The sequence below is a fragment of the Haladaptatus sp. HS23 genome, assembly GCF_056892285.1.
Map to the genome: position 1 here is coordinate 311,467 of NZ_JBXGLH010000006.1, position 19,835 is coordinate 331,301.

The 19,835-nt window shown below is 50.2% G+C and carries 16 protein-coding genes; 6 read left to right on the plus strand and 10 right to left on the minus strand.

Annotated elements, in window-relative coordinates; all coding sequences use genetic code 11:
* Positions 1–104 precede the first annotated feature (104 nt).
* The 3 genes from AC1XDK_RS17995 to AC1XDK_RS18005 all read right to left on the minus strand — a co-directional run bounded on the left by AC1XDK_RS17995 (position 105) and on the right by AC1XDK_RS18005 (position 3,449).
* Complete coding sequence (locus AC1XDK_RS17995) at positions 105–1,508, minus strand: ribosome biogenesis/translation initiation ATPase RLI (protein ID WP_483351370.1); 1,404 nt, start codon at positions 1,506–1,508, stop codon at positions 105–107.
* The gene (locus tag AC1XDK_RS18000; protein ID WP_483351338.1) at positions 1,475–1,822 is read right to left on the minus strand and encodes an ATP-binding cassette domain-containing protein; all 348 of its coding nucleotides are present in this window, start codon (positions 1,820–1,822) and stop codon (positions 1,475–1,477) included. Before AC1XDK_RS18000 ends, AC1XDK_RS17995 begins: the two co-directional genes overlap by 34 nt.
* A gap of 331 nt (positions 1,823–2,153) precedes the next feature.
* Positions 2,154–3,449: an OFA family MFS transporter gene (locus tag AC1XDK_RS18005; RefSeq protein ID WP_483351339.1), complete on the minus strand. Its 1,296-nt coding sequence runs from the start codon at positions 3,447–3,449 to the stop codon at positions 2,154–2,156.
* Between the two features lie 124 nt (positions 3,450–3,573).
* On the opposite strand from AC1XDK_RS18005, the gene AC1XDK_RS18010 reads away from it, so the two are divergent.
* On the plus strand, positions 3,574–4,245 hold the full coding sequence (locus AC1XDK_RS18010; protein ID WP_483351340.1) for a helix-turn-helix domain-containing protein: 672 nt from the start codon (positions 3,574–3,576) through the stop codon (positions 4,243–4,245).
* Positions 4,246–4,514: 269 nt separating this feature from the next.
* On the opposite strand, the gene AC1XDK_RS18015 is transcribed toward AC1XDK_RS18010, so the two are convergent.
* Complete coding sequence (locus AC1XDK_RS18015) at positions 4,515–5,711, minus strand: cation:proton antiporter (protein WP_483351341.1); 1,197 nt, start codon at positions 5,709–5,711, stop codon at positions 4,515–4,517.
* A 96-nt stretch (positions 5,712–5,807) separates the two neighbouring features.
* Positions 5,808–6,227 carry a hypothetical protein gene (locus AC1XDK_RS18020; protein WP_483351342.1) on the minus strand — a complete coding sequence of 140 codons (420 nt, stop codon included), beginning with the start codon at positions 6,225–6,227 and terminating at the stop codon, positions 5,808–5,810.
* Positions 6,228–6,296: 69 nt separating this feature from the next.
* Here AC1XDK_RS18020 and AC1XDK_RS18025 point away from each other — a divergent pair, with 69 nt between their 5' ends.
* Positions 6,297–6,833: a universal stress protein gene (locus tag AC1XDK_RS18025; RefSeq protein WP_483351343.1), complete on the plus strand. Its 537-nt coding sequence runs from the start codon at positions 6,297–6,299 to the stop codon at positions 6,831–6,833.
* A gap of 513 nt (positions 6,834–7,346) precedes the next feature.
* Positions 7,347–7,862 (plus strand): HPP family protein, encoded by a 516-nt coding sequence (locus tag AC1XDK_RS18030; protein ID WP_483351344.1) that lies wholly within the window; start codon positions 7,347–7,349, stop codon positions 7,860–7,862.
* A 42-nt stretch (positions 7,863–7,904) separates the two neighbouring features.
* On the opposite strand, the gene AC1XDK_RS18035 is transcribed toward AC1XDK_RS18030, so the two are convergent.
* Positions 7,905–8,357, minus strand: a complete 453-nt coding sequence (locus AC1XDK_RS18035) for a universal stress protein (protein ID WP_483351345.1) — start codon at positions 8,355–8,357, stop codon at positions 7,905–7,907.
* 43 nt (positions 8,358–8,400) lie between these two features.
* Entirely contained in the window at positions 8,401–10,392 is a 1,992-nt protein-coding gene (locus tag AC1XDK_RS18040; protein ID WP_483351346.1) for a chloride channel protein, read from the minus strand.
* A 546-nt stretch (positions 10,393–10,938) separates the two neighbouring features.
* On the opposite strand from AC1XDK_RS18040, the gene AC1XDK_RS18045 reads away from it, so the two are divergent.
* Together AC1XDK_RS18045 and AC1XDK_RS18050 are read left to right on the plus strand one after the other, a co-directional pair.
* Positions 10,939–12,573: an ABC transporter substrate-binding protein gene (locus AC1XDK_RS18045; protein WP_483351347.1), complete on the plus strand. Its 1,635-nt coding sequence runs from the start codon at positions 10,939–10,941 to the stop codon at positions 12,571–12,573.
* A 19-nt stretch (positions 12,574–12,592) separates the two neighbouring features.
* Positions 12,593–13,900: an APC family permease gene (locus AC1XDK_RS18050; RefSeq protein WP_483351348.1), complete on the plus strand. Its 1,308-nt coding sequence runs from the start codon at positions 12,593–12,595 to the stop codon at positions 13,898–13,900.
* Positions 13,901–14,071: 171 nt separating this feature from the next.
* Here AC1XDK_RS18050 and AC1XDK_RS18055 read toward each other — a convergent pair whose 3' ends face one another.
* Positions 14,072–14,770 carry a thermonuclease family protein gene (locus AC1XDK_RS18055; RefSeq protein ID WP_483351349.1) on the minus strand — a complete coding sequence of 233 codons (699 nt, stop codon included), beginning with the start codon at positions 14,768–14,770 and terminating at the stop codon, positions 14,072–14,074.
* 398 nt (positions 14,771–15,168) lie between these two features.
* Positions 15,169–15,327 (minus strand): hypothetical protein, encoded by a 159-nt coding sequence (locus AC1XDK_RS18060; protein WP_483351350.1) that lies wholly within the window; start codon positions 15,325–15,327, stop codon positions 15,169–15,171.
* Between the two features lie 1,282 nt (positions 15,328–16,609).
* Between AC1XDK_RS18060 and AC1XDK_RS18065 the strand changes: the two genes are divergently transcribed.
* Positions 16,610–17,071: a hypothetical protein gene (locus AC1XDK_RS18065; RefSeq protein WP_483351351.1), complete on the plus strand. Its 462-nt coding sequence runs from the start codon at positions 16,610–16,612 to the stop codon at positions 17,069–17,071.
* Between the two features lie 8 nt (positions 17,072–17,079).
* On the opposite strand, the gene AC1XDK_RS18070 is transcribed toward AC1XDK_RS18065, so the two are convergent.
* Positions 17,080–19,824 carry a type IV secretory system conjugative DNA transfer family protein gene (locus tag AC1XDK_RS18070; RefSeq protein ID WP_483351352.1) on the minus strand — a complete coding sequence of 915 codons (2,745 nt, stop codon included), beginning with the start codon at positions 19,822–19,824 and terminating at the stop codon, positions 17,080–17,082.
* Positions 19,825–19,835 lie beyond the last annotated feature (11 nt).

Below are 19,835 nucleotides of genomic sequence, written 5' to 3' on the forward strand. Positions count from 1 at the left end.
ACGGCTTCGTTCACTCGTTCTTCTTCACTAGAATGAGTAACGCGGTGCTGTCCGTAGGGGCAGACGAAGTGTTAGCGTGTACTCACTTCCGCCTAATTGAATAATCAGTTACTGTAGTAGAATTCGCCGCTCGATTTCTGTTCTCGATCGAGTTGACTGCCCGGCTTGTTCACTCGCGGTCTACCAGTTCGTTCATCCCGTCGAAACGTGACTCCAAGCGAGGAGAGGAATGCATTCATTCCGTCCCGTATTGGCTGGGGAGTGTTTGCCTGTCCATGTTGACTCAGTTCCCCGTCAAATACGATTAAGCGGTCTGCCACCCGATCGATAACGAAGGGGTCGTGGTCAACGACGAGTACCGGTTGGTTTGTTCGTTTGCTGAACTGACGGATTTGGTCGGCGAGGGTCACTCGATGGTCGACATCCAAGAACGCCGAAGGTTCGTCCAAGAGATAGAGATCCGCGTCACGTGCAAGACAGAGTGCAATCCCGACACGCTGTAGCTCTCCGCCTGAGAGCGATCCGAGCAGACGATCGTATAACGGTTCGAGTTTAAACGGACTCTGGATCCGTGCCGCGAACGACTGCGAATGAATGTCAGTAACCGATGCGAACCGCTCGCGGACCGTTTCTTCGCTATCCGGAGTAATGTACTGTGGCTTATACGATACGGCTGTATCATCTGGAACAATCCCGTCGTCAGCATCTACACTGCCGGCGAGTAATTTCACGAACGTCGTTTTGCCAAGAGCATTCTCCCCAACGATACCAACCAACTCACCGGCATGAATCCGTCCAGGTTTGACTGCAAGCGAAAATTCCGCGAAGGATTTTTCCAACCGCGGATAGTCGAGGACTGATTCGCCATACTGGACTCCACGTTCGCCGGCCGAGGGAAAGTCAATCGAGTTCCGCCGGATCTGGACATTCTCCTTTTTCAGTCGTCCCTCCAAGAACTGGTTGATGCCCGTCCGAACTGCCAATCGCTGGGCGACGACGCCGAATCCGCCCGGTTCACCGTACAGTATGTGGATCACGTCAGAGAGCAGGTCGAGCATCGCAAGGTCGTGTTCGACGACGAGTGCCGCTGCGTCCGTTTCCTGGACGTAACTGCGGATTATTCGCGCCACTGATAGCCGCTGTTCGATATCCAGAAACGACGATGGTTCGTCGAACAGATATAGATCTGCATCAGTCGACAAGGTAGCCCCAATAGCAACCCGCTGACGTTCACCACCGGACAGATCAGCCAGCGAACGACCCTGGATTGTCCGGAGGTCAAGTTCGTCAACGAATCGGTCCGAATCGTCCGAACGAACGGCGAGCAGTTCGTGCACCGTCTCGGCGTCGGCTTGGTGAAGAGAGTCGACCCGCTGGTCCTTGTGGGTGGTCGTAACCATGTTATCTCGGAGCCGTTCGAGGTGCGTCTGGAGGGTCGTTCCTCGGAAGGATTCGATCGCCAGATTCCAGTCGGTTACCCCCTTGAAGTCCCGAAATTCGGCACCGATTCACCTGCCAGAATACGCAGCGCGGTGCTCTTCCCGATGCCGTTGCGGCCGAGAAGTCCGACAACGGAACCTTCCTCTGGGATGGGGAGGTTATACAATCGAAACACGTTCTCGCCGTGCTGGTGAACAAGCTGACCAGTTTCAGATGGGAGTGGAATGATCTGGATCGCGTCATTGGGGATCTTCTTCTCAATGAGTTTGTGCTCGCGCATCACGTTCACGTCATCGATATGAAGTTCGCCGTCCTCGGTGACGTAGAATCCCTCGTGACCAGACCGATTCAACGGATTGTACTTGACGGCGATGTTCCGCACTTCGTCAGTGACCTCGTCTTGGTCGATGATCGCGATGTACCTCTCATTTCGAGAGCTTCTATGAGTTGTCATGGATTGTTCGTCCCGATAGTTCGCACGATAATTGATCGCTGTAGCCGTGGATCAGTTTGAAACGGACACAGATATCGAAAGCTCTGCACTGATAACTGCCATCTGGTATCTAAAAGCCATCATTCTCCCTCGAGAATATAGGACTCTTCACCGAGATAAATTTGAATAACGGCTTTCAAGATTATCGCACTTCGATTCTGTAAATAGCGATTTTTATTTTGTGGATTCTTTCCCTGTCGGGGTGCATGTCTGGGGTGTGCTACGTAGTAGTGCTAGGAGAGCGGAGCAAAGTCGCGCCAAATCCCGCGGTAATGGCAAGTACGCCACCGATAAGAAATACGGTTGTCCACCCTGTCGTGCCTACAAGCCAACTGACTGCTGCACCGCCAAAAATACCACCAATCATCTTCGCAGAATACAGAATTGCATAGTTTGTCGAAGAATGTTTCTCTCCAAAGTAATCACCGATAATACTCGGAAACAGTGTGTACTGAGTTCCTTCAAAGCCGGCTGCAATCACAACAGCAGCGAGAAAACCAATGGTAGACCCGATCTCACCGAGTCCAACAAGCAAAAATAGGCCGATGCCACAGAGCGTGAAGGTAACAAGCATCGAGCGTTCACGGCCGATCCGATCCGAAATGCTACCCGTTCCGAGTCGACCAAGCCCGTCAGCAATGGGAAGAACAGTTGCTGATGCGGTCGCAACAATCGTGGCAAGACCGAGATTGTCTGCGAATGGAACGAGATTCGCTGCAAGCATGAGATTCGCCCCAGAAATCTCTATGAACATCACATACATTAGCCAAAATTGCCACGTCTGTATCACTTCACGCCACGTGTATTGCTGTGTCGTCTTTATTGCCGAATTGGAAGCGTTCGACCGTTCGACCCTACTCTCCTCTCTACTTGAGCTCTCTTTAGCTGCTGTAGCATCTTCAATTTCATTGAGCCAATCATTCGGTGGATCTCTGAGAACAAGAGCACCGACGATGACGCCAATGCCGATAAGCAACCCAACGTTCTGAAGAACTGATCCAAATGCCCCTCCCGTTGCGTTCGCACGTACATACGGAACAAAGAGCGCACTTCCCGCCGCGAACGCCATGGTACCGGCTCCGGTGGTAAGTCCCCGCCGGTCGGGAAACCACTTGACTGCAGTGTTAACGGCAACGGTGTATACGATTCCAACACCGATCGCGCCAATTGAGTAGAGAAGATACACTTGCCAGAGGGCATTCGCATGGGCAAGTCCCACGTATCCGCCACCTGCTAAGAGACCTGCAACGAGCGTCATTACTTGAGGTCCGTGCCGATCGCGTAACCACCCCGCAGGAAATTGAATTCCTGATTGGAAAATCACATAGAGAGTGAATACGGCCCCTAATGCTGGCAGTGAAACTCCAAGATCATTGGCGAGTGGTTGTTGGAGTGATGACCACACATACTGGTACGGGCTGACGAGCGCCATCATCACAATTGCCGCAACAATCTGCCACCATCGGGAGAATCCCAGCTCGTTGTGAGCCTTGGTCGCAATATTCACTTCAGCCATGCAACCTCTCCTCCTTGTTTTGAGTATACATTCGTCTATTTTGCAGTTGTGCGTCTTACAGCCAAAATCTCACTCCCAGTATACAGGGGAAGTGATATGCTGTGATCCCGTACAGTATTCTATAATGTGGGACGCTACATTGTTAGTCCGACATCGAGGGTGTCCAATATCTGACGAGAGTGCAGCCATTCCCGATGTTCAGCTCCGGTACCTTTCAAAGATATACAACAAATCTGAACGGCGACTCATCTACATAGATGGCCCAGACAAACCAGTAGATCGTTTCCTGCAATCACTTCAAATCCGTTCTGAGGTGACGTACCTTGAGACAAACGTTGGAGATTCCAACAGTCAGATAACTGTATCAATTGAGTATTCTGCGGAGAATCCCAGTATTCGGCGGTTGATTGAACAATTTAGTTGTTATCCTATCGAATTGGTTGTCGTTCAAGACGGGGGTGAACGATGGCAGATCCGCGGTGAATCTGATACTGACCTACGTGGCCTCATTGAGACGATCGAGAGCCATGGAAATAGTGTTGAACTGCTTTCTCGCACAGCAGTACGGGAATCAGAGACAGGTACGGTCCCAATTACGCCACCAACAGATCTCCTCACGATAAAGCAGAGTGAAACGCTTCACACTGCGTTCACTCTTGGTTACTATTCTCCGAATGATGGAGTCACAATTGAGCATATTGCTGAAGAACTTGGGGTCCATCAAACGACTGCTTGGGAACACCTAAAGAAAGCCGAGAACAAGCTTATCACCAATTACTGTTCGCTCGTCTATTGATATCTTGCAATGATATGGGTATTTTCTCTTCTCCAGTGTCTTTGGAATAATGGTCTGATAGTGTCTTGTACTTAAGGAGTCACCTAAGTGAGATAACTTGTTGAAGGTTGCCACCTATGAGCGATCTCAGAGTCCTCACGGTATTCTCGTTATTTCAGCACTAAAGAGAATATATTTCGCGGATAATAGTAAGTGGTGTCCGAGGGACGATGATTCTAAAATAACTATTTGTTTGTAAACGGGTGGAGATATTTTGAGATCGCTTTGGATTATTTGATGCTTGTTTTTGTATCATTTGCACTCAGTGCTTCGTCTGCTGATCCTCGTGAGACAAAAAATCGGAAAGAAAAGATCGCAAGAAAGACAGAGATTACTGATAGAATCAAGAACGCATTATACAGACTGTCTGAGATAATCCCACGTGTCCGACCAATTTCCGCCGCGGCAACACTGATACTCAGACGGCCAGGCATCGCTGATGCCAGGAGTGCAATTGTTTCTCGCTCAAGACCAACAACCCACCCACCTGCAATGGATCCAATTGATTTTGAGCCAATCCCTAATAGCAGAATGCCAGCAAGAAGCAAAGGGCTTGCCGACCAGAAACTCTCCAGATTGAAATTTGACCCCACATAAAAGAAGAAGACTGGAGTGACTAAGTCCGAAACTGGTTTCATTGATTGCTGAATAGTATGTCCCTCATGCGTAATCACTGCGACAAGAAGTCCAGCAAAGAATGCACCAAGTATTGCATGAATTCCAATGACTTCCATTCCATACGCAAGGACGACCATCAGAAAGACACCAACTTTCACCGAATTCTGAAACACTCCTTCTTGAAGTGTATTTGAGAGATGATCCTCAAGCAAAAATGGAAGCCCAATAAAGAACACAAGCAATGCAGCAGTCACAAGAATAACTCCGGTTATTGGGTGAGGAGCTGTAATAAGGGTGATTCCATATGCAAGTGCTGCAACTGACAATAGATCGTTCAGTACCGTTACAGAGAGAATTGTTTGTCCAACATTGCTCTCAAGGAGCGAAAAGTCTTCGATAAGTGGATAGACAAGCCCCAGTGATGTGGTCGAAATAGTAACTCCAGTCAGAAATGAGGCGAACAGATTGAGCCCAAGCACCTTCGCGAGGCCAAACCCAGAGATGAATGGGAGGACAAACGTGAACGCGGCGAGCTTTACGATTTGTTGTGGGTTTCGCCGAATCGTGTCCGGGTCCAGCTCCAAGCCAGCGTCAAACATGATCATTAGGAGCCCGAATGCTGCAAGTGCAGTGAAAAACTCGAACCCAGGCGTAGATGGATTGACGATATTGAATACTGAGCCAAATAGTATCCCGGCCAGGATTTCAACTGCTAAGAGTGGAACGTTGTAATTTGTTAATGATTTAAAGAGTAGACTTGTTCCATAGACAAGCGCAAGAACCAGCACAAAATGGAAGGTTAATGCCACAACGATTCACCAACTCGATAAGGAGGTTTTTTGAGTCATTGTATTCTCTGTCATTGATGTCAGAAGACGATTCTAGCTGTTGATTCTGTGACTTATTCAATGCAAAATTCTGCGAAGTTTCTCTGAAAGTGGTTGCCGCTGTGGCGGTCCCTCTGGCGCAAATTCATCGACGACTGTAGGGAGCACATCGGATGCAAACATGCCATTGGTAAAAACTGTCTCTTGAATATGGTCATCCAGTAAGTGGACGAACTGTTCTGTACTCGTGAGTGCATCCTCGCGGTCATTATACGACATCACATGCCGTTCGTAGGGGGGTGGCGTCGGCCCCTCAACAACCATCGCCGTCTTTAGGTGGTAGGTATGGTCGTTTAATTGCGGAAGCGTCGACAGTCGAACGCCAACGTAGGTGTTTGAACGTGGCCAATGGCGGAACACGTATTCCAATTCCTCACCGTGGTCGAATGCCGTGATGACCCGCCATGAGTCTGGCAGTGAAATTGGGAGGTCGTGCATCACCTGAAAATTAGTTCTGTACGCACATGTATGTTGGTGTAAATTAATTGCGGAATATCCGCTGAAATCATGTTTGAGAATTTCTACGGCCCAGATTCAAGATGTAGATTTGTAGCTCATGCCAACTATCTATGGCTTATACTTTATACTGCTTGGACAGTAAAGTATCTCGCGCCCATATTGATGACCATGTTTCAGACGATTTTACTTCCAATCGATGGAAGCGACGAGACGTTTGCGAGTGTCGGGTATGGGTTTGAACTTGCCAACCAATATGATGCGACAGTACATGCATTCTATGTTATTGATGGACGAAAGGGAGGAGCGGAGTTTAGAGACACGGAACAACAACGGTTGCAAAAGAAAGGGAGAGGAACATTAACGGAAATTGAACATCGAGGAATCAAGAGAGGAATTGCTGTGACCACAGCAATATCTGAAGGAGTACCTGCTAAGGAGATCGCACAGTATATTGATAACAATGGGATTGACCTGACTGTAATGAGTTCGCATGGTCGGTCCGGTGTGAGTCGATTTGTACACGGGAGTGTGACTGAACGCGTCTTACGATTAACCAACTGTCCAGTGCTTGTCGTCGATCGATAATTAGTAGATGGAACGCGTAAGCAGACGGAACCAAGTAATCATTGGACGGTTTCTATATAGCGAAATAGCAAGGATACGTTCGTCGGCCAAAAGTAGTAGTCGTCAGCCTTACTGCTGACGAACGGGAGTTTGCCGACGAGGGAAATGCGATATGCGTCATAATCAGGGAGGATGAGAGTGGTCACAAGCAATTCGAGAGGTTCGGTGGAGTTGCATTTACCATTGTAACTGGTCTGAACCATACTGGGATGTATTCGAACGGGTACGTGACGTCGTCAAGGTAAACACGACTTCAAGGAACGTCGGTACAGTGCTCAATCAGCATACTCCCGTGTCAAAAATTCGACGCAGCTCCATAGCAAGAGAAACAACATACCAATTAACATATATAATTGGGTCGTAGCACAACGTATCTCAATATTCTCCAGATATTTGGAATACATTCGCCCATGTTGGCTTCTATTTGAATGGAGTGTTGACAGTGCTTTTCACTATCACCCTCGACTAGTATATATGGACTGGGATTCGATTGGGCTCGGTGTTGGAAGCTATATTGGATTTCACTTACTGCTCCTTGGGCTCTTGACGTGGGTAACTGGTGAACGTTTTTTACTGCCGAGTCTCGGTCCATCCATCTTTGCACTTGCGACACTTCCCAATCACGAGATGCATCTCCCCCGGCGATTCGTTGGTGGCCAGCTTATTGGCGCTTCGGCAGCGTTTATCGCGACAGAATTATTGCTCGGTGGGCTCACTCCAGGGGCTCCGACTCATCCGTTTTCAGCAGCAGCTTTGCAGCAAATACTTACGACATTCGTTGCTGCCCTTCTAGCGACGATTGGGATGTATCTTACGAAGACACAGCATCCTCCCGCTTATGCAACAACCCTCATCATCTCACTGGGATTCATCACGAATGTGATCGAGATTGGTGTATTCGTCGTAGCGGTTTTAGTCACAATTACAGTACATGAAATATTGAGCAATCGGCTTCAGATTTGGAATCTTCCCTACGAGTATGAGTTATAGAAATAAATAGCGGATGCAGGTTTCAAACGTATACTCATTATTCTAATTCATTCCGTTAGATGGTTCATCACGGCTCACAACTAACACAGGACGATTTGTTAGCCGAAGAACGCGTTCCGTGACGCTCCCGAAGAGAACGCGACTCACACCAGACCGACCATGGGAACTCATAACGATAAGGTCGATATCGAACTCATCTGCATAGGATCGAATACCTTCATGGGGGAAATTTTGACGAACAGCCGTTACGACAGTGACATTCGCATCGCGTGCTTGCTGTTCAATTGCTTTGACTGCGGTTTCACCTTCTTCCCGAAGCGACGCAAGCGGATCCTTGTTTTCCAGCCCCATCAACCCAGAATCTCCCCGATTATCATCAACCACATACAACGCATGAACAGTCGCATCATACTTCTGAGCGAGATTGACTGCGTATTTGAGGGCTGCTGCTGCTCCGTCACTCCCATCCGTTGGAACGAGAATATCGTCGTACATATCTGGAGTAGTATGTGGACTTACTTAATGGTCAATCTCGTCGTTATGAGGCTCCCCGTTTCGTGAGTAAGAGATTCAGGTAGCCACTGAGGCGACCTTCTTCTCGAACTCGTTCGTCATCGAGTTGCCGGAGTGCAGAGGTCATGAGATTCTGCGAATCAAGTAATCCCACTAGCTCTTCCTCGTTATCCCGTGGAACGATCGGCAGTTGCTCGATATCAGCCTCTGCCATCCGGATCACTGTTTCGAATAATTGTTCGTCAGGATAGCCGACAACGAGGTCAGTCGTTCCAACGTCAGTAACGGTTTGATCGCCATCGCCACGTGCAATTGCTCGTACCAAGTCACCATACGTGATAACCCCTACTAACCCTTCACTCGGATCGACAATCGGAAAACCATCATGGATTGTTTGATCGGACTCTTCGGTGAGTTCAATTGATTCTGCTTCGGCTACCTCAATGATCTCATCAATCAATTGTTCCATGCCGCCATCCGCAACCGAGGATTCTGATGTGGAATCACCTGTCCCAGCAATCGTCGCGGCTAATTGTGCAACAGTTACACTGGGATCGATGATTGCTGGATTCGTGTCCATGACTTCTCCTGCCTTGAATCGCTTTAGTACGTCGATTTCGTAGTCTTGATGAACGTCAATGCCCCGATCCGACAGTTCCCTTGTCATTATGTCCGGACCCATATAGAGTGTTGCAACCGCATCGGCCACAACACCAACCAAAAACACGGGTAACAAAGCGTCATATTGACCAGTGACTTCAATGGCGAAGATCGTAAACCCGAACGTTGCGTTGCTCACGACGCCGAACAGAGTTCCCAGGCCGGCTAAGGCGAAGAGCGAGACCGGGATTGTGATCCCTGGAAGCAAATTCATTACATGAGCAAAGACGCTGCCGATCGCGGCTCCTGCAACGAACACTGGTGCTAGGAATCCTCCAGAGGTTTTTGAACCCAGAGTGACAGTTACCCCGACGACTTTGAAAAGCATGACGACAAAGACGAGTCCGACTGCAAGTTCGTTATTGAGGATCTCCTGAGCAACATCGTAACCCACTCCGAATGTCCGTGGAACCAACAATCCCATCACACCGAGGATGAGCCCACCAATTGCTGGCAGGAGAACGTCATTGACGGGAATCCGATGAATGTACTTTTCAGCGAGAAAGTATCCATCTTTGAAAAGCATTGCTGCGCCGCCAATGACGATTCCGAGCGCGATGAGGAACGGAAGGTTTGGAAAAAACTCGGTGGGGATTCCTTCGACTTGGAACATTGGCCCGACGCCAATCAATGGTCGGCGAGCCCCAGTTGCGATAAGACTCGCGATACTAATGGGGATAAACGAACGTGCTCGAAACTCAAACACCAATAATTCGATTGCAACTAAAATTCCTGCAAGGGGCGTATTGAATGTGGCTGCCATCCCTGCCGCTGCTCCACAGGCAAGTAAGACCTTGCGTTCAGCAGCCGTTGTGCTGATCCACTGTCCAAAAACAGAGCCCATTGCACCACCACTCTGAATGATCGGCCCTTCAACACCGAACGGAGCGCCTGTGCCAATGGCGATTGCTGCTGAGATTGGTTTTAAAATCAGCACACGGGGTGCAACCTTGCTATCGTTATCCCATACTGCTTCCATCGCTTCTGGAATCCCATGCCCAATGATCCGTCGTGACCCATATTGAGCCATCAATCCAGCAATTAATCCACCTATTGCTGGAATGAAAATTATCCACATTGGAAGCCCACTGTCTGGTGGTTCGATAAACGAGAATGCAAGTCGTTGGTAGAAAAAGAGATTGTAGAGAAAGCCGATAAAGTGGTAGATGAGAAATGCAATAATTGCTGCGAGAATACCAATAATCCCCGAAAGTACGGAGACAAACCCAATGCGAAATCCACCATTCGATTCAATTGGTCCGCGATCTGTGTTCTGAAGAGGTGATGCCGTCATTCTAGCGTGTTGTTGTATCTTGAGCACCCCCTTGGTTCTGTCGAATTGTACTATGAGTGTCAATTAATATAGAGCCAAATTCTGGAATCTTAGATTCTCGGAGGTACTGACTCACTCCTGAATAACTGTGTCTTGTCATAATTTGAGAGACGTGCATAAAACACGAATCAATTTCGTTACGAATGGATCAGAGGAGAAACCATCATTTCTGATAATATAAATCGAATTCAAGCACAATCGCTTCTGGATAACAATCAAAATTAGTCGCCTCCGTTTCCTCCTTCTAAGTCGCAAGCGAGGTAGTGGTCCATATCTAAAAAAGCCATATTCGTGAAAACAGCGTTGGATACAATTATACTCCGTTCCTCTCCGTTTTTCTAAGAGTTACGTTTTGCCAGCCCCTTCTAAAAAGAGATATTATTGTAGAGTAGCGCTTTAGTGTCTCTTTCTGGCGCAGATAGTGAACGTCTTTACTCATATGATCTATTTTCTACGAGATAGCCAATGGTTTTTCACGATACAGCAGATCTCTTCTCATAAATCATTCTCCCAATAGGCTTGCAAACGAAAGCCACAGGTTCAAGCCTACTGTTTCTCGATAACTCTTAAATGAATGTTGACAGGGAGTTACGAACGCAAACCCATACTAATCGGTATGACTCGTTCGGGACAATTACCACAGATCAACAACCCACGAGACGGAAACTTCTCACTACCATTGCTGCTGGAACGGCAACACTCGCAGGTTGCTCAGTAATTAGCGCTGGATCAACGAATAGTACACTTCGTTTGGGAACGTTGTACCCACCGATTTCCCTTGATCCAATCGTCCTTGAAACGATTGGCTCTGCGCAGATTGCCGAACGAATATTCAATGGACTCTATACCTACAATGAAACGACAAGGATTGTTCCTCAGATTGCAAATGGCGAACCAAAAATACGAGACGACGGGCATGTATACGAGGTTACGATCCGGAAAGACGCACAATTTCAGAATGGGAACTCAGTAACACCAGAGGACGTGAAGTATTCGTTCGAGGCACCGGTGGTCGAAAAGTCACCAACTGCAGGCGATATCGAGATGGTTCACTCGATCAAGAGCATTGGGAGTCGAACGGTTCAATTCACACTTGAATATCCTTATCCAGCGTTCAAATACGCGCTCACACGACCAATCGTTCCTAAATCAGTGCGGAAATCAAAGGGAGAGAAATTTGGGGAAAAGCCGATTGGTGCGGGCCCATTTAAGCTCACGTCGTTCTCGCCTGAGACGAAGGCAGAGCTCACACGCTGGGACGACTATTGGGGAGAACCACTCCCCGCAATCAAGAATATCACTGTCGCATATATCGAGTCGCCGGTTACTCGGCTAACCAGTCTCATTGTCGGACGGAGTGATCTGGTCGAGCCAGTTCCATCAAAACTTTGGAACCAGTTCGAACGTCAAAACGGGATTTCAATTGCAGCAACGACTGGATTTATGTCGTGCTACGTGGGTTTCAACTGTAACGAAGGACCGACCACGAAACGGAAAATTCGCGAAGCGGTCGATTACTGCTTTGACATGGACGAAGCGGTACGGAAATTCGTCGGCCAATCTGGGCAACGCCAGTACAGTCCGCTTCCTCCACAAGTAGCGAAGCAGTGGAACATGCCACTCGAACATTGGAAAACGGTTGCACATTCTAAGAATATCGAAAAAGCAAAAAAGCTATTTGAGAACGCAGGTGTTTCAAGCTGGAAGCCGAAAATTCTCATTCCAAAAGATCCAACACTCCATGCAATCGCACTGTCGATTGTTGGTGGCCTTCGGGAAGCTGGATTCACTCAGGCGACGGTTTCGACGGCAACAGGGAAAGAGTTCGGAAAACAGCACGTTAGCGGCATCCCAAACACGTACGCGTTGTACATCGATCGCTGGGCTGGAACACCAGATCCGGATTCATATTTGTATCCACTGCTGCATGAGAATCAGGAAGGAACAACAAATGGAACGTTCTATCAAAACAACCGTGTGATGACGCAGATTATGACTGCACGAAAAACAAACAATCGAAAGAAACGCAGGCAGCTATATGAAGCAGCGATTACTGCAGTGCTGGATGATCGCGTGGTTCTCCCAAGTTTCTCCCGGAAGAACAGCTTTGGTGTCAAATCACGCGTTAAGAATTTTCATGCCCATCCAATCGTGGGCGTTAATCCACAGTTTGTAGGGAAAGAGTATAGAGTCTCGATTAAATAAAAAAATCAACTACACATCAATGAGCGAAAATTTCGGGCTTACGACGGCTGTTGCAGTCGGTGTAGGAGGCATTGTAGGTGGAGGAATCTATGCAGCAATCGGCATTGTCGTAGGTGCTGCTGGCTACTTGACGTGGCTCGCATACGTTATCGCCGCAATCGTCGTCTTGGGAACGGCCTACTCGTATGTAAACCTAAATCGATTGACCGACACTGACGGCGGCTCGGTCAGCTTCATTGAAGAATTCACAGGGCGATCCACATTTGCTGCTGTCGTCGGGTGGACCCTTATTGTTGGATATATCGGAACCATGGCGATGTATGCCTATGCATTTGGAGCATTCGCTAAATTTCTGATCGGCACAGAGTACCTCTTTGGGTTTCCAGTTCGACCTCTCATTTCAGCATTCATTGTGACGCTCTTTATTGGATTGAATCTTCTCGGAGCTGGTTCCTCTACCAGCACAGAACGATATCTCGTTGTTGTGCAAGCAGGTATTATTGCTTTCTTCGGAGTTTGGGCGCTCTACTTCGGATTCACGCACAACCAACTCAGGACCGGGCTTTCACATTTTAGTCTCGATCCGGTGACTGCTGGCGCTGTCTCGTTCGTGTCCTTTGAGGGATGGCAGTTACTATTCTATGATCAAGAGCAATTTGAGAATCCGACCGAGACGCTCGCTAAAGGAGTCTTTATCTCGATTGGTATCGCTGCAGCGATTTACATCCTCGTTGGATTCGTGATCACAAGTCTCGTCCCCCCAGAAACCATTACGGCACAACCAGAGGCTGGACTCATTTATGCAGCATTAAAAACAAACAAATGGCTTGCACTTGGTATCATTGTCGCAGCGCTAGTTTCGACAGCGAGCGCAATCAATGCAACCCTATTTAGTGAAGCTTTGTTTGCAAAGAATTTGATCTCGGATAATATCCTCCCAGACCGGCTTGGGGAAACCGGGCACAATGAACTCCCAAAACGAACAGTCATAGTTCTCGGCATTTTCATTATTCTCTTTACTGTCAGGGGAAGTCTCGAAGGAATTGTAGAATTCGCATCACTCACCTTCATTGTCGTTTATGGTTCCGTGAATGCAGTCGCATTGACTAAGCGGGAAACGAACAAGATTTCGATGGGCCCACCGGTAATCGGCGTCATCGGTTCAGTCGTTTTCTTTGTTCTATTATTGCGGCATCTCTACTTGGTAAAACGGCCGGTGTTCAATGCGGTCGTCTTGATCACACTGGCCGTATTTGCTATTGAAGCACTGTATTTCAAACGAGGGGTAATCGAAGAGGGCGCAGAAGAACTCGAAGAGCAATTGTAGCGAAGCGATATTGTTTACAAACGGTCTATTTAGCAGAAGCTGGCCTTCTACTCCCCAACCTCAAAAGAGGAAGTATACAATCCAAGACGCTTGCGAGACTCTCGTAGTTCTGCTTAGTGCAACATGAGGTAGTAGGTGTTTGATGCCGAATACCGTCTCAAGTGAAGCTCGTTAGACTGTCGTCGTAGTATTGTTCCACAAGCCGTAGCCGCCTTGTTTGGCCTCTTGTTGCTTTCGCTCAAACTCCGCTCGCTTGCTGAACTCGCCGTCTGCCACCCGTGCATAACCCGACCGGAGCAATTGCGTATTGTACAGCCACTCCCCCGTATAGACGTACACTTGTGGATGGCCGTCACTGCTGCTTCCTTCCTGTGGGTCTGTCACGAGTGTGACGGTGCTGTACTCTAGTTGCGCTTTGGTGGTCTGGAGCGCGCGTTTGTGGTATAGACCGCTCTTCGGCACGTGCACACCGATTAGATCAACCGTCTGGGTCTTGCCGTTGCGTTCGACTTTGATGGTCGTCGGATCGACGATTTTCGTCACCCGTGCCTCAAACCGTTGGCTGCCATTCGGTGTATCGATTTGTGCGGTGGTCTGTGTCGGTACTGTCGTTGTTTGGCTTGCCGTGCTGGGTTGTGTCGTTGTTGTTGTGCTAGTCGTTGCTGCGGTCGTGCTGGCTGTCTGTGTGGCTGTTGTCTTGGTTGTCATCGTTGACGGCGTGCTGGTCGCCGTCTGCGTCGGCTCTGTGTTGGTTGGTGCCGCAGTGGTTGTGGTTGGGTTGTCGCTACTACCGCCGAGTCCAAGGCCGCCGAGACAGCCTGTACAGACGATGAGTAGGACAAGGCTGAGAATGGGGAGGGAGCGATGCATACTGGTGGTCGTCTCTGTGTTTAGTTCAACGTTGGGGGTGCCGAATGATGCGTGATGGCGAGCGAATGAGAGCGCCGACCCGAACGCTCCGCACCGACCGGCCTCAGCTGACCGCCCAGCAGCGCCGAATGACCGCTCCTCGTGACCACTGGACAGTCAGCCGGCAGAAACCAGACGGGATGCCCTCCCAGCTGAAACACAGCGGTTTTCATCTGCTTTTCTACTGGCCAGACAGTCAGTCGGAGTTCTTCTACCGCCCTCCTGGTGACACACCGGATTTCCTTTGCTTTTCCACCGGCCAGACAGTCAGCCTAGCTCCTGACAGTCCCACTAATGACACACCAGAGTTCCGTTGTAAACAGTGCTGACTCGACAGTCCCACCGTCACTAGATCAGACTCACTCCTGCTGGTACACAGAGGACAGTCCACCGGGCTCTAACCTCCTTATCACTCCTGTGCTGTTCATCTTGGACAGTCCTTTCAGCGTGAGACCATCGGAGTCCGGGGTGTGCTGGTGGTCAAATATGACAGTCCATCTGTAGTGGTCGGCGGACACGGTAATCTGTCGTTCGTGGATAGTCTTCCGTGCTGTTCATCTCCTGCTGTCGTGGGTCGCTTCATTGAAACTGCGGTGTCTCGCCGGAGACGGCACCCCAGTGGTGGGCTTGGGTCGGCACCCAGATCATGCCGTCAAACCAGATTTCAGACGGTGTGTGCTCCTGTTAGCACCCGTTCTGGCATCCTGGTTGGCACCCAAATCTGCGTGAAGCCAGTGGACACCCAATTATTACAGCCGCTGGCACCCTACATACGTCGCTCATCTGATTTCTTCATCCTGTCCGGGTAGAAGGACTGTCAGAACCCGTCGCTCTTAGTGGCTGTCCTGTGCTGTCTCACTGCCTTGGTGTCTCGCACTTCGTCACTCAGTGTTGGGGGTGGACCGCTCCTCGAGGTTCTCTCGCCCTGGTGGCTGTCGTCCTCTCGTAACGCTGCACGTCCTTCCCGTCGGTACTGCCGGCTAGCTCCTCGTCGTATGCTCATCGCTTGTTTTCAGCCACCCTTCTCGCTCCCGCTACACTGTTCGTCGCTGTCTCGCTCTCGTTGACTGTCCACTGTTCTCGGGGTGGCTGTCTCTGCCCCTTCGGTACGCTAGATCGGTCACTATTTCGGCCTTCTATTTGCACTACCGGACTGTCCCATCTCGCGTTATTCTGTGTTCTGTGGCTACTGTTTTTGCATGATTGGACTGTCCCCCTGGTCTCGCACTGGCCTCTCTTGCTGTCTCGGCTTGGTGGACTGTCGTCCAGTCGCTACACACCAGTCTGCAGAAATCTCGCTTTCGGGGAGGACTGTCCACACACCACATTTCATCTGTTCACCATCCCTCATTCGGGCGCTAGCTTCCATCCACTTCTCAGAAATTTGACTGTCGTCACCTTCGTGGATTTCGTGACTGTCGGCCCTGTCGCTTCGTCCCATTGTATCAATGTCTTTAATACTGTCATGGGTGCCCACTCCGCTTGTCTCACACAGTGGGGGTGCCCTCCTAGCTATGCTCATCTGGGGTGCCCATTTCTTGTCACTGAGTTCGTTCTCAGTCTCTCTTCAGTCGTGGGTTTCGTTGGTCGCACTTCAGTTGTTTTCCAGGGTGTTTTTGCAGGGATGTTGCCACCGGTTTTCGCTCTCTTTTTTTCTTACACGTTGTTTCTCCCGGTGGTTGGTTTGTCTGCTGTTATTTGGGGTGTGTTTCAGCTATATGTGTCGGGAGGGGTTGATTATCCGCGTTTATGCTCCTAAATGCCAATAGAATTATTAGCGTTATCAACGTTTATGCGCATATGGAAACTTCAAGGACTAGAGAAGATGACGAGATGATTCGAGGCCACCGTCGGACATTGCTTGATGGCCTTCGCTACTACGGTGGGTCAGCCAACACCAGTGAGCTTCGTTCCTACGGGGACGTTCCACCGGGGAGTATCCGGCACCATCTCTCTGTATTAGAAGAGTGGGAGCTCATCGTGCAGGAGGGAACGGAGCGACTTGAGAATGGTGAAACGGCCAATCAATATCACCTCACAGACACTGGTTCAGCTGCTGCCGAGGAGATTGCAGAGAGTACGACCACAGCCGAAACTGTCGAGAGTTTAGAACAGAAGGTCGACCAGCAACAAGAGCAACTCGAAACGCTCCACGATGAAGTGAAGTTGCTTCGGGAAGAGATGGATGAACTCAATGAGCTTCGAGCAGAGTTCAACCGGATGGCCGAGATCGTCGAAGACTTCGCAAGGCAGGAACAATAGAGGATGTTCTAAAACCGGTTGAACGTGATTTCGCTTTCCCCGTCTCGTTCGTTGGTTTGTGTTTCGGTCGGTGATTGCCCTTCGCTGTCTGTGTTACTGTTGTGGTCCTGCTTGTTCGTTACGAGGTTAGTGAGCGGTGTCTGTTCGTCATCCTCGTATAACCGAAGATCCATCGGCGTCTCTGTCTCCGGTGGCACTACAATCACATCCCATTCGACCTCACGTAGATTCCCGTCCATCTCGTACTCCGGGATGATCGGCGGTTTCACGTTCCGGTTGCCACCCGTCGGATATGCACTCGCGTCGGTGAAGATATCCGCTGCTGAATCAAACCGGGCGTGAACCGTCCCATCCCCATCTCGAAGGACGTACTTCCCCGTCTGTTCGTCGTGAATCCACACGTTCTCACGATTTCCTGGCCGGGTGATCGTCTCACCCTCGATACTGAGCGTATTCGTTCCTGTGTAAAATCGCCGTTCGCCCTCGACGCTGTGATTGCTTCGACAACAGAACGGCGCATGGGCTACTGTATTGTACACCTGCTTGGCGACCTCTTCACGTGCAAAGAAGAGGCATCGATTTCCGTCGTTGTGTGCCTGTGCGAGGTTCTTCACCGTCTGCGACGGCTGCGTACTCCCGGTTGTGTGCTCGCTCTCGATATAGACGTCTTTCGTCCCCGCTAACCGATTCAAGAGGACGTGACCCTCGCGGTAGCTGTTGACCGTGTCTGCCACCGTTTCCGGGTCATCGTCCGGTGCAATTGCTAAGACGTCGTCGAGTCGGGCTAAGCCGTCCGGCATCGCCTCCCCCGTCTGCTCTGGAATCTCGAAAATGAATCCGAGTTGCGTCATCGGCACGTAGGCGTCAGCCATCGGAGCCCAATGCTCTGCCTTCCCGTCGTTTTCCGAGTCACCGAGATTCAAAAAGCCGGTATCAAGCGGCTTCACTTCCATCTCATCCTCGACCTCGCGATGGTCGAGGTGCGTATCCGGTACTCGCTGCAGGACTTTTCGCCATGCTTTCCCGGCATCGGTTACGTCGTCACCGGGTAGATATCGATTCAGCCGCTCAACACATTCCGCTATCTGTACCCATCCACCCGGATCACCCTGTCGAATGCTCTCGTCGTAGACTGCCTTAAGCGTCTGATTGCGCAGGTGTTCGTCTGTCCCGACCGGGAGGTCTGCTGGATCGTCCGCCGTAGTGCCCTCGTTCAACTCACCATACGGTAATTCGCGCTGAATTTCGGCGTCGGTAATCGGCGGACTGCCATACTGCTCCAGACTCCGATGAATCACGTCCTCGGCGTCCTCCTCCGATCGAAGCGGTGGATACGGCGCGAACGTATGAATCTTGAGCGGGTCAGAGTACTGCATCCCGCCCTTGATCGGGATTCGCGTCCACACTTGGAAGTTCTCGGTCTCCATCAAATCCTCCTCATTGTACCCTTTGAACAGCTTCGCGACGGGACGAGCATCCTCGTCGTTCGGCAGACGGAAGATCACCGGGTTGTTGCAGTTCGCTTTGACGGCGCTCAACACACTCGCTTCTTTGAGTTGTTCGGGGTACTGGCAGGCGATGGTCACTGACAGGCGCATCGACCGCGCTCGGGCGAGCATGTTTTTGACATCGAGATTCTGACTGGCAATCGCATCGAACTCGTCGAAAATCGCAAAGAAGGGCTCGTTCTCTCCGTCCTCAAAGGACCGGTTTTGAACGGCGCTCCAGATCGGACGCATCACGCCAAGGGTAATCATCTGCTTGACGTCCTGGTTCGACACCGGTGTGCGGACAATCACGATTTTGTTCTCGTCGATGATATCTTGGAAGTCGATCGAACTCTCACGCTGGGCGATAATCCGACGTATCACCCCATTCTCGACCCAGTTTTTCACTCGCGATAGAAGGGGACGAACAGCATCGTCGTCCATCTGAGCGATCTCGTTCACGAACTCCTTGATATACGGATCTTCAACCTCCTCGGCGAACTGTTCGCGACGTTCCTGATTCAGCAGCACGAAGTAGAAATCGATCACCGAGTAGTCTTTGTCCGATTTCATCATCGCTCGGCCCATGCTCTCGGTGATTGCCCGCATTCGCGGCCCCCAATAGTCGTCATTGTCGAGAATCGCTTTCAAGTTCTCCAGTCGATCCTCGATTTCTCGCTCTTGTTCGACCTGGCTATCCGTTTCGGGGATTTCGAGGAAGTTGACCCCGACGTCTCGGTCGAAATCTTCGTCTCCGGGTTCAATCCAAATCACGTCGTCGAGGCGGTCCTCCGGGAGCAGCTGGAGAAGTTCTTTCGAGTCGCGTGCCTTCGGGTCGAAGTAGACGAAGCCGTGGCCAGCGTACGCTAACTGAACCATCCAGTTCAGGAGTTCCGTCGTCTTCCCCGCACCCGTTGTGCCACAGACCCAGTTGTGCTGGAAGAGCGAGCCGAATTCGATGGGAACTTCGCGAAAACCTTCCTGGGCGCTGTCGTTATATCCCGTCCACAGCGGACCTTCCGGACGGTCGCGTGACCCTTCGAGGAGACGGCGAACCTTCGGCCCGGCGACGACGCCATGTTCTTCAGTATGAGTGAGTACTTGGGCACCGCCGATTCGGTCGTTCTTCGTTGGCGTTATCTGATACGGTTCGCCAGTTGGTGCTCGAAGCTCGTCGGGGATATCGTCGGCATCCTGCTCATCGCGATCGGCCTCTATTGACTCGGTGTCTGGTGTGTCGTTGTTGCCAAATAGGTTATCGAACATTGTGGATCACC

Bases quoted from the DNA above. Each gene is read 5' to 3' on its own strand.
- AC1XDK_RS18055 (WP_483351349.1), bottom strand. From the start codon at position 14,770: ATGCATCGCTCCCTCCCCATTCTCAGCCTTGTCCTACTCATCGTCTGT.
- AC1XDK_RS18005 (WP_483351339.1), bottom strand. From the start codon at position 3,449: ATGGCTGAAGTGAATATTGCGACCAAGGCTCACAACGAGCTGGGATTC.
- AC1XDK_RS18010 (WP_483351340.1), top strand. From the start codon at position 3,574: ATGTGGGACGCTACATTGTTAGTCCGACATCGAGGGTGTCCAATATCT.
- AC1XDK_RS18045 (WP_483351347.1), top strand. From the start codon at position 10,939: ATGAATGTTGACAGGGAGTTACGAACGCAAACCCATACTAATCGGTAT.
- AC1XDK_RS18020 (WP_483351342.1), bottom strand. From the start codon at position 6,227: ATGCACGACCTCCCAATTTCACTGCCAGACTCATGGCGGGTCATCACG.
- AC1XDK_RS18025 (WP_483351343.1), top strand. From the start codon at position 6,297: ATGTTTGAGAATTTCTACGGCCCAGATTCAAGATGTAGATTTGTAGCT.
- AC1XDK_RS18030 (WP_483351344.1), top strand. From the start codon at position 7,347: ATGGACTGGGATTCGATTGGGCTCGGTGTTGGAAGCTATATTGGATTT.
- AC1XDK_RS18050 (WP_483351348.1), top strand. From the start codon at position 12,593: ATGAGCGAAAATTTCGGGCTTACGACGGCTGTTGCAGTCGGTGTAGGA.
- AC1XDK_RS18065 (WP_483351351.1), top strand. From the start codon at position 16,610: ATGGAAACTTCAAGGACTAGAGAAGATGACGAGATGATTCGAGGCCAC.
- AC1XDK_RS18035 (WP_483351345.1), bottom strand. From the start codon at position 8,357: ATGTACGACGATATTCTCGTTCCAACGGATGGGAGTGACGGAGCAGCA.
- AC1XDK_RS18070 (WP_483351352.1), bottom strand. From the start codon at position 19,824: ATGTTCGATAACCTATTTGGCAACAACGACACACCAGACACCGAGTCA.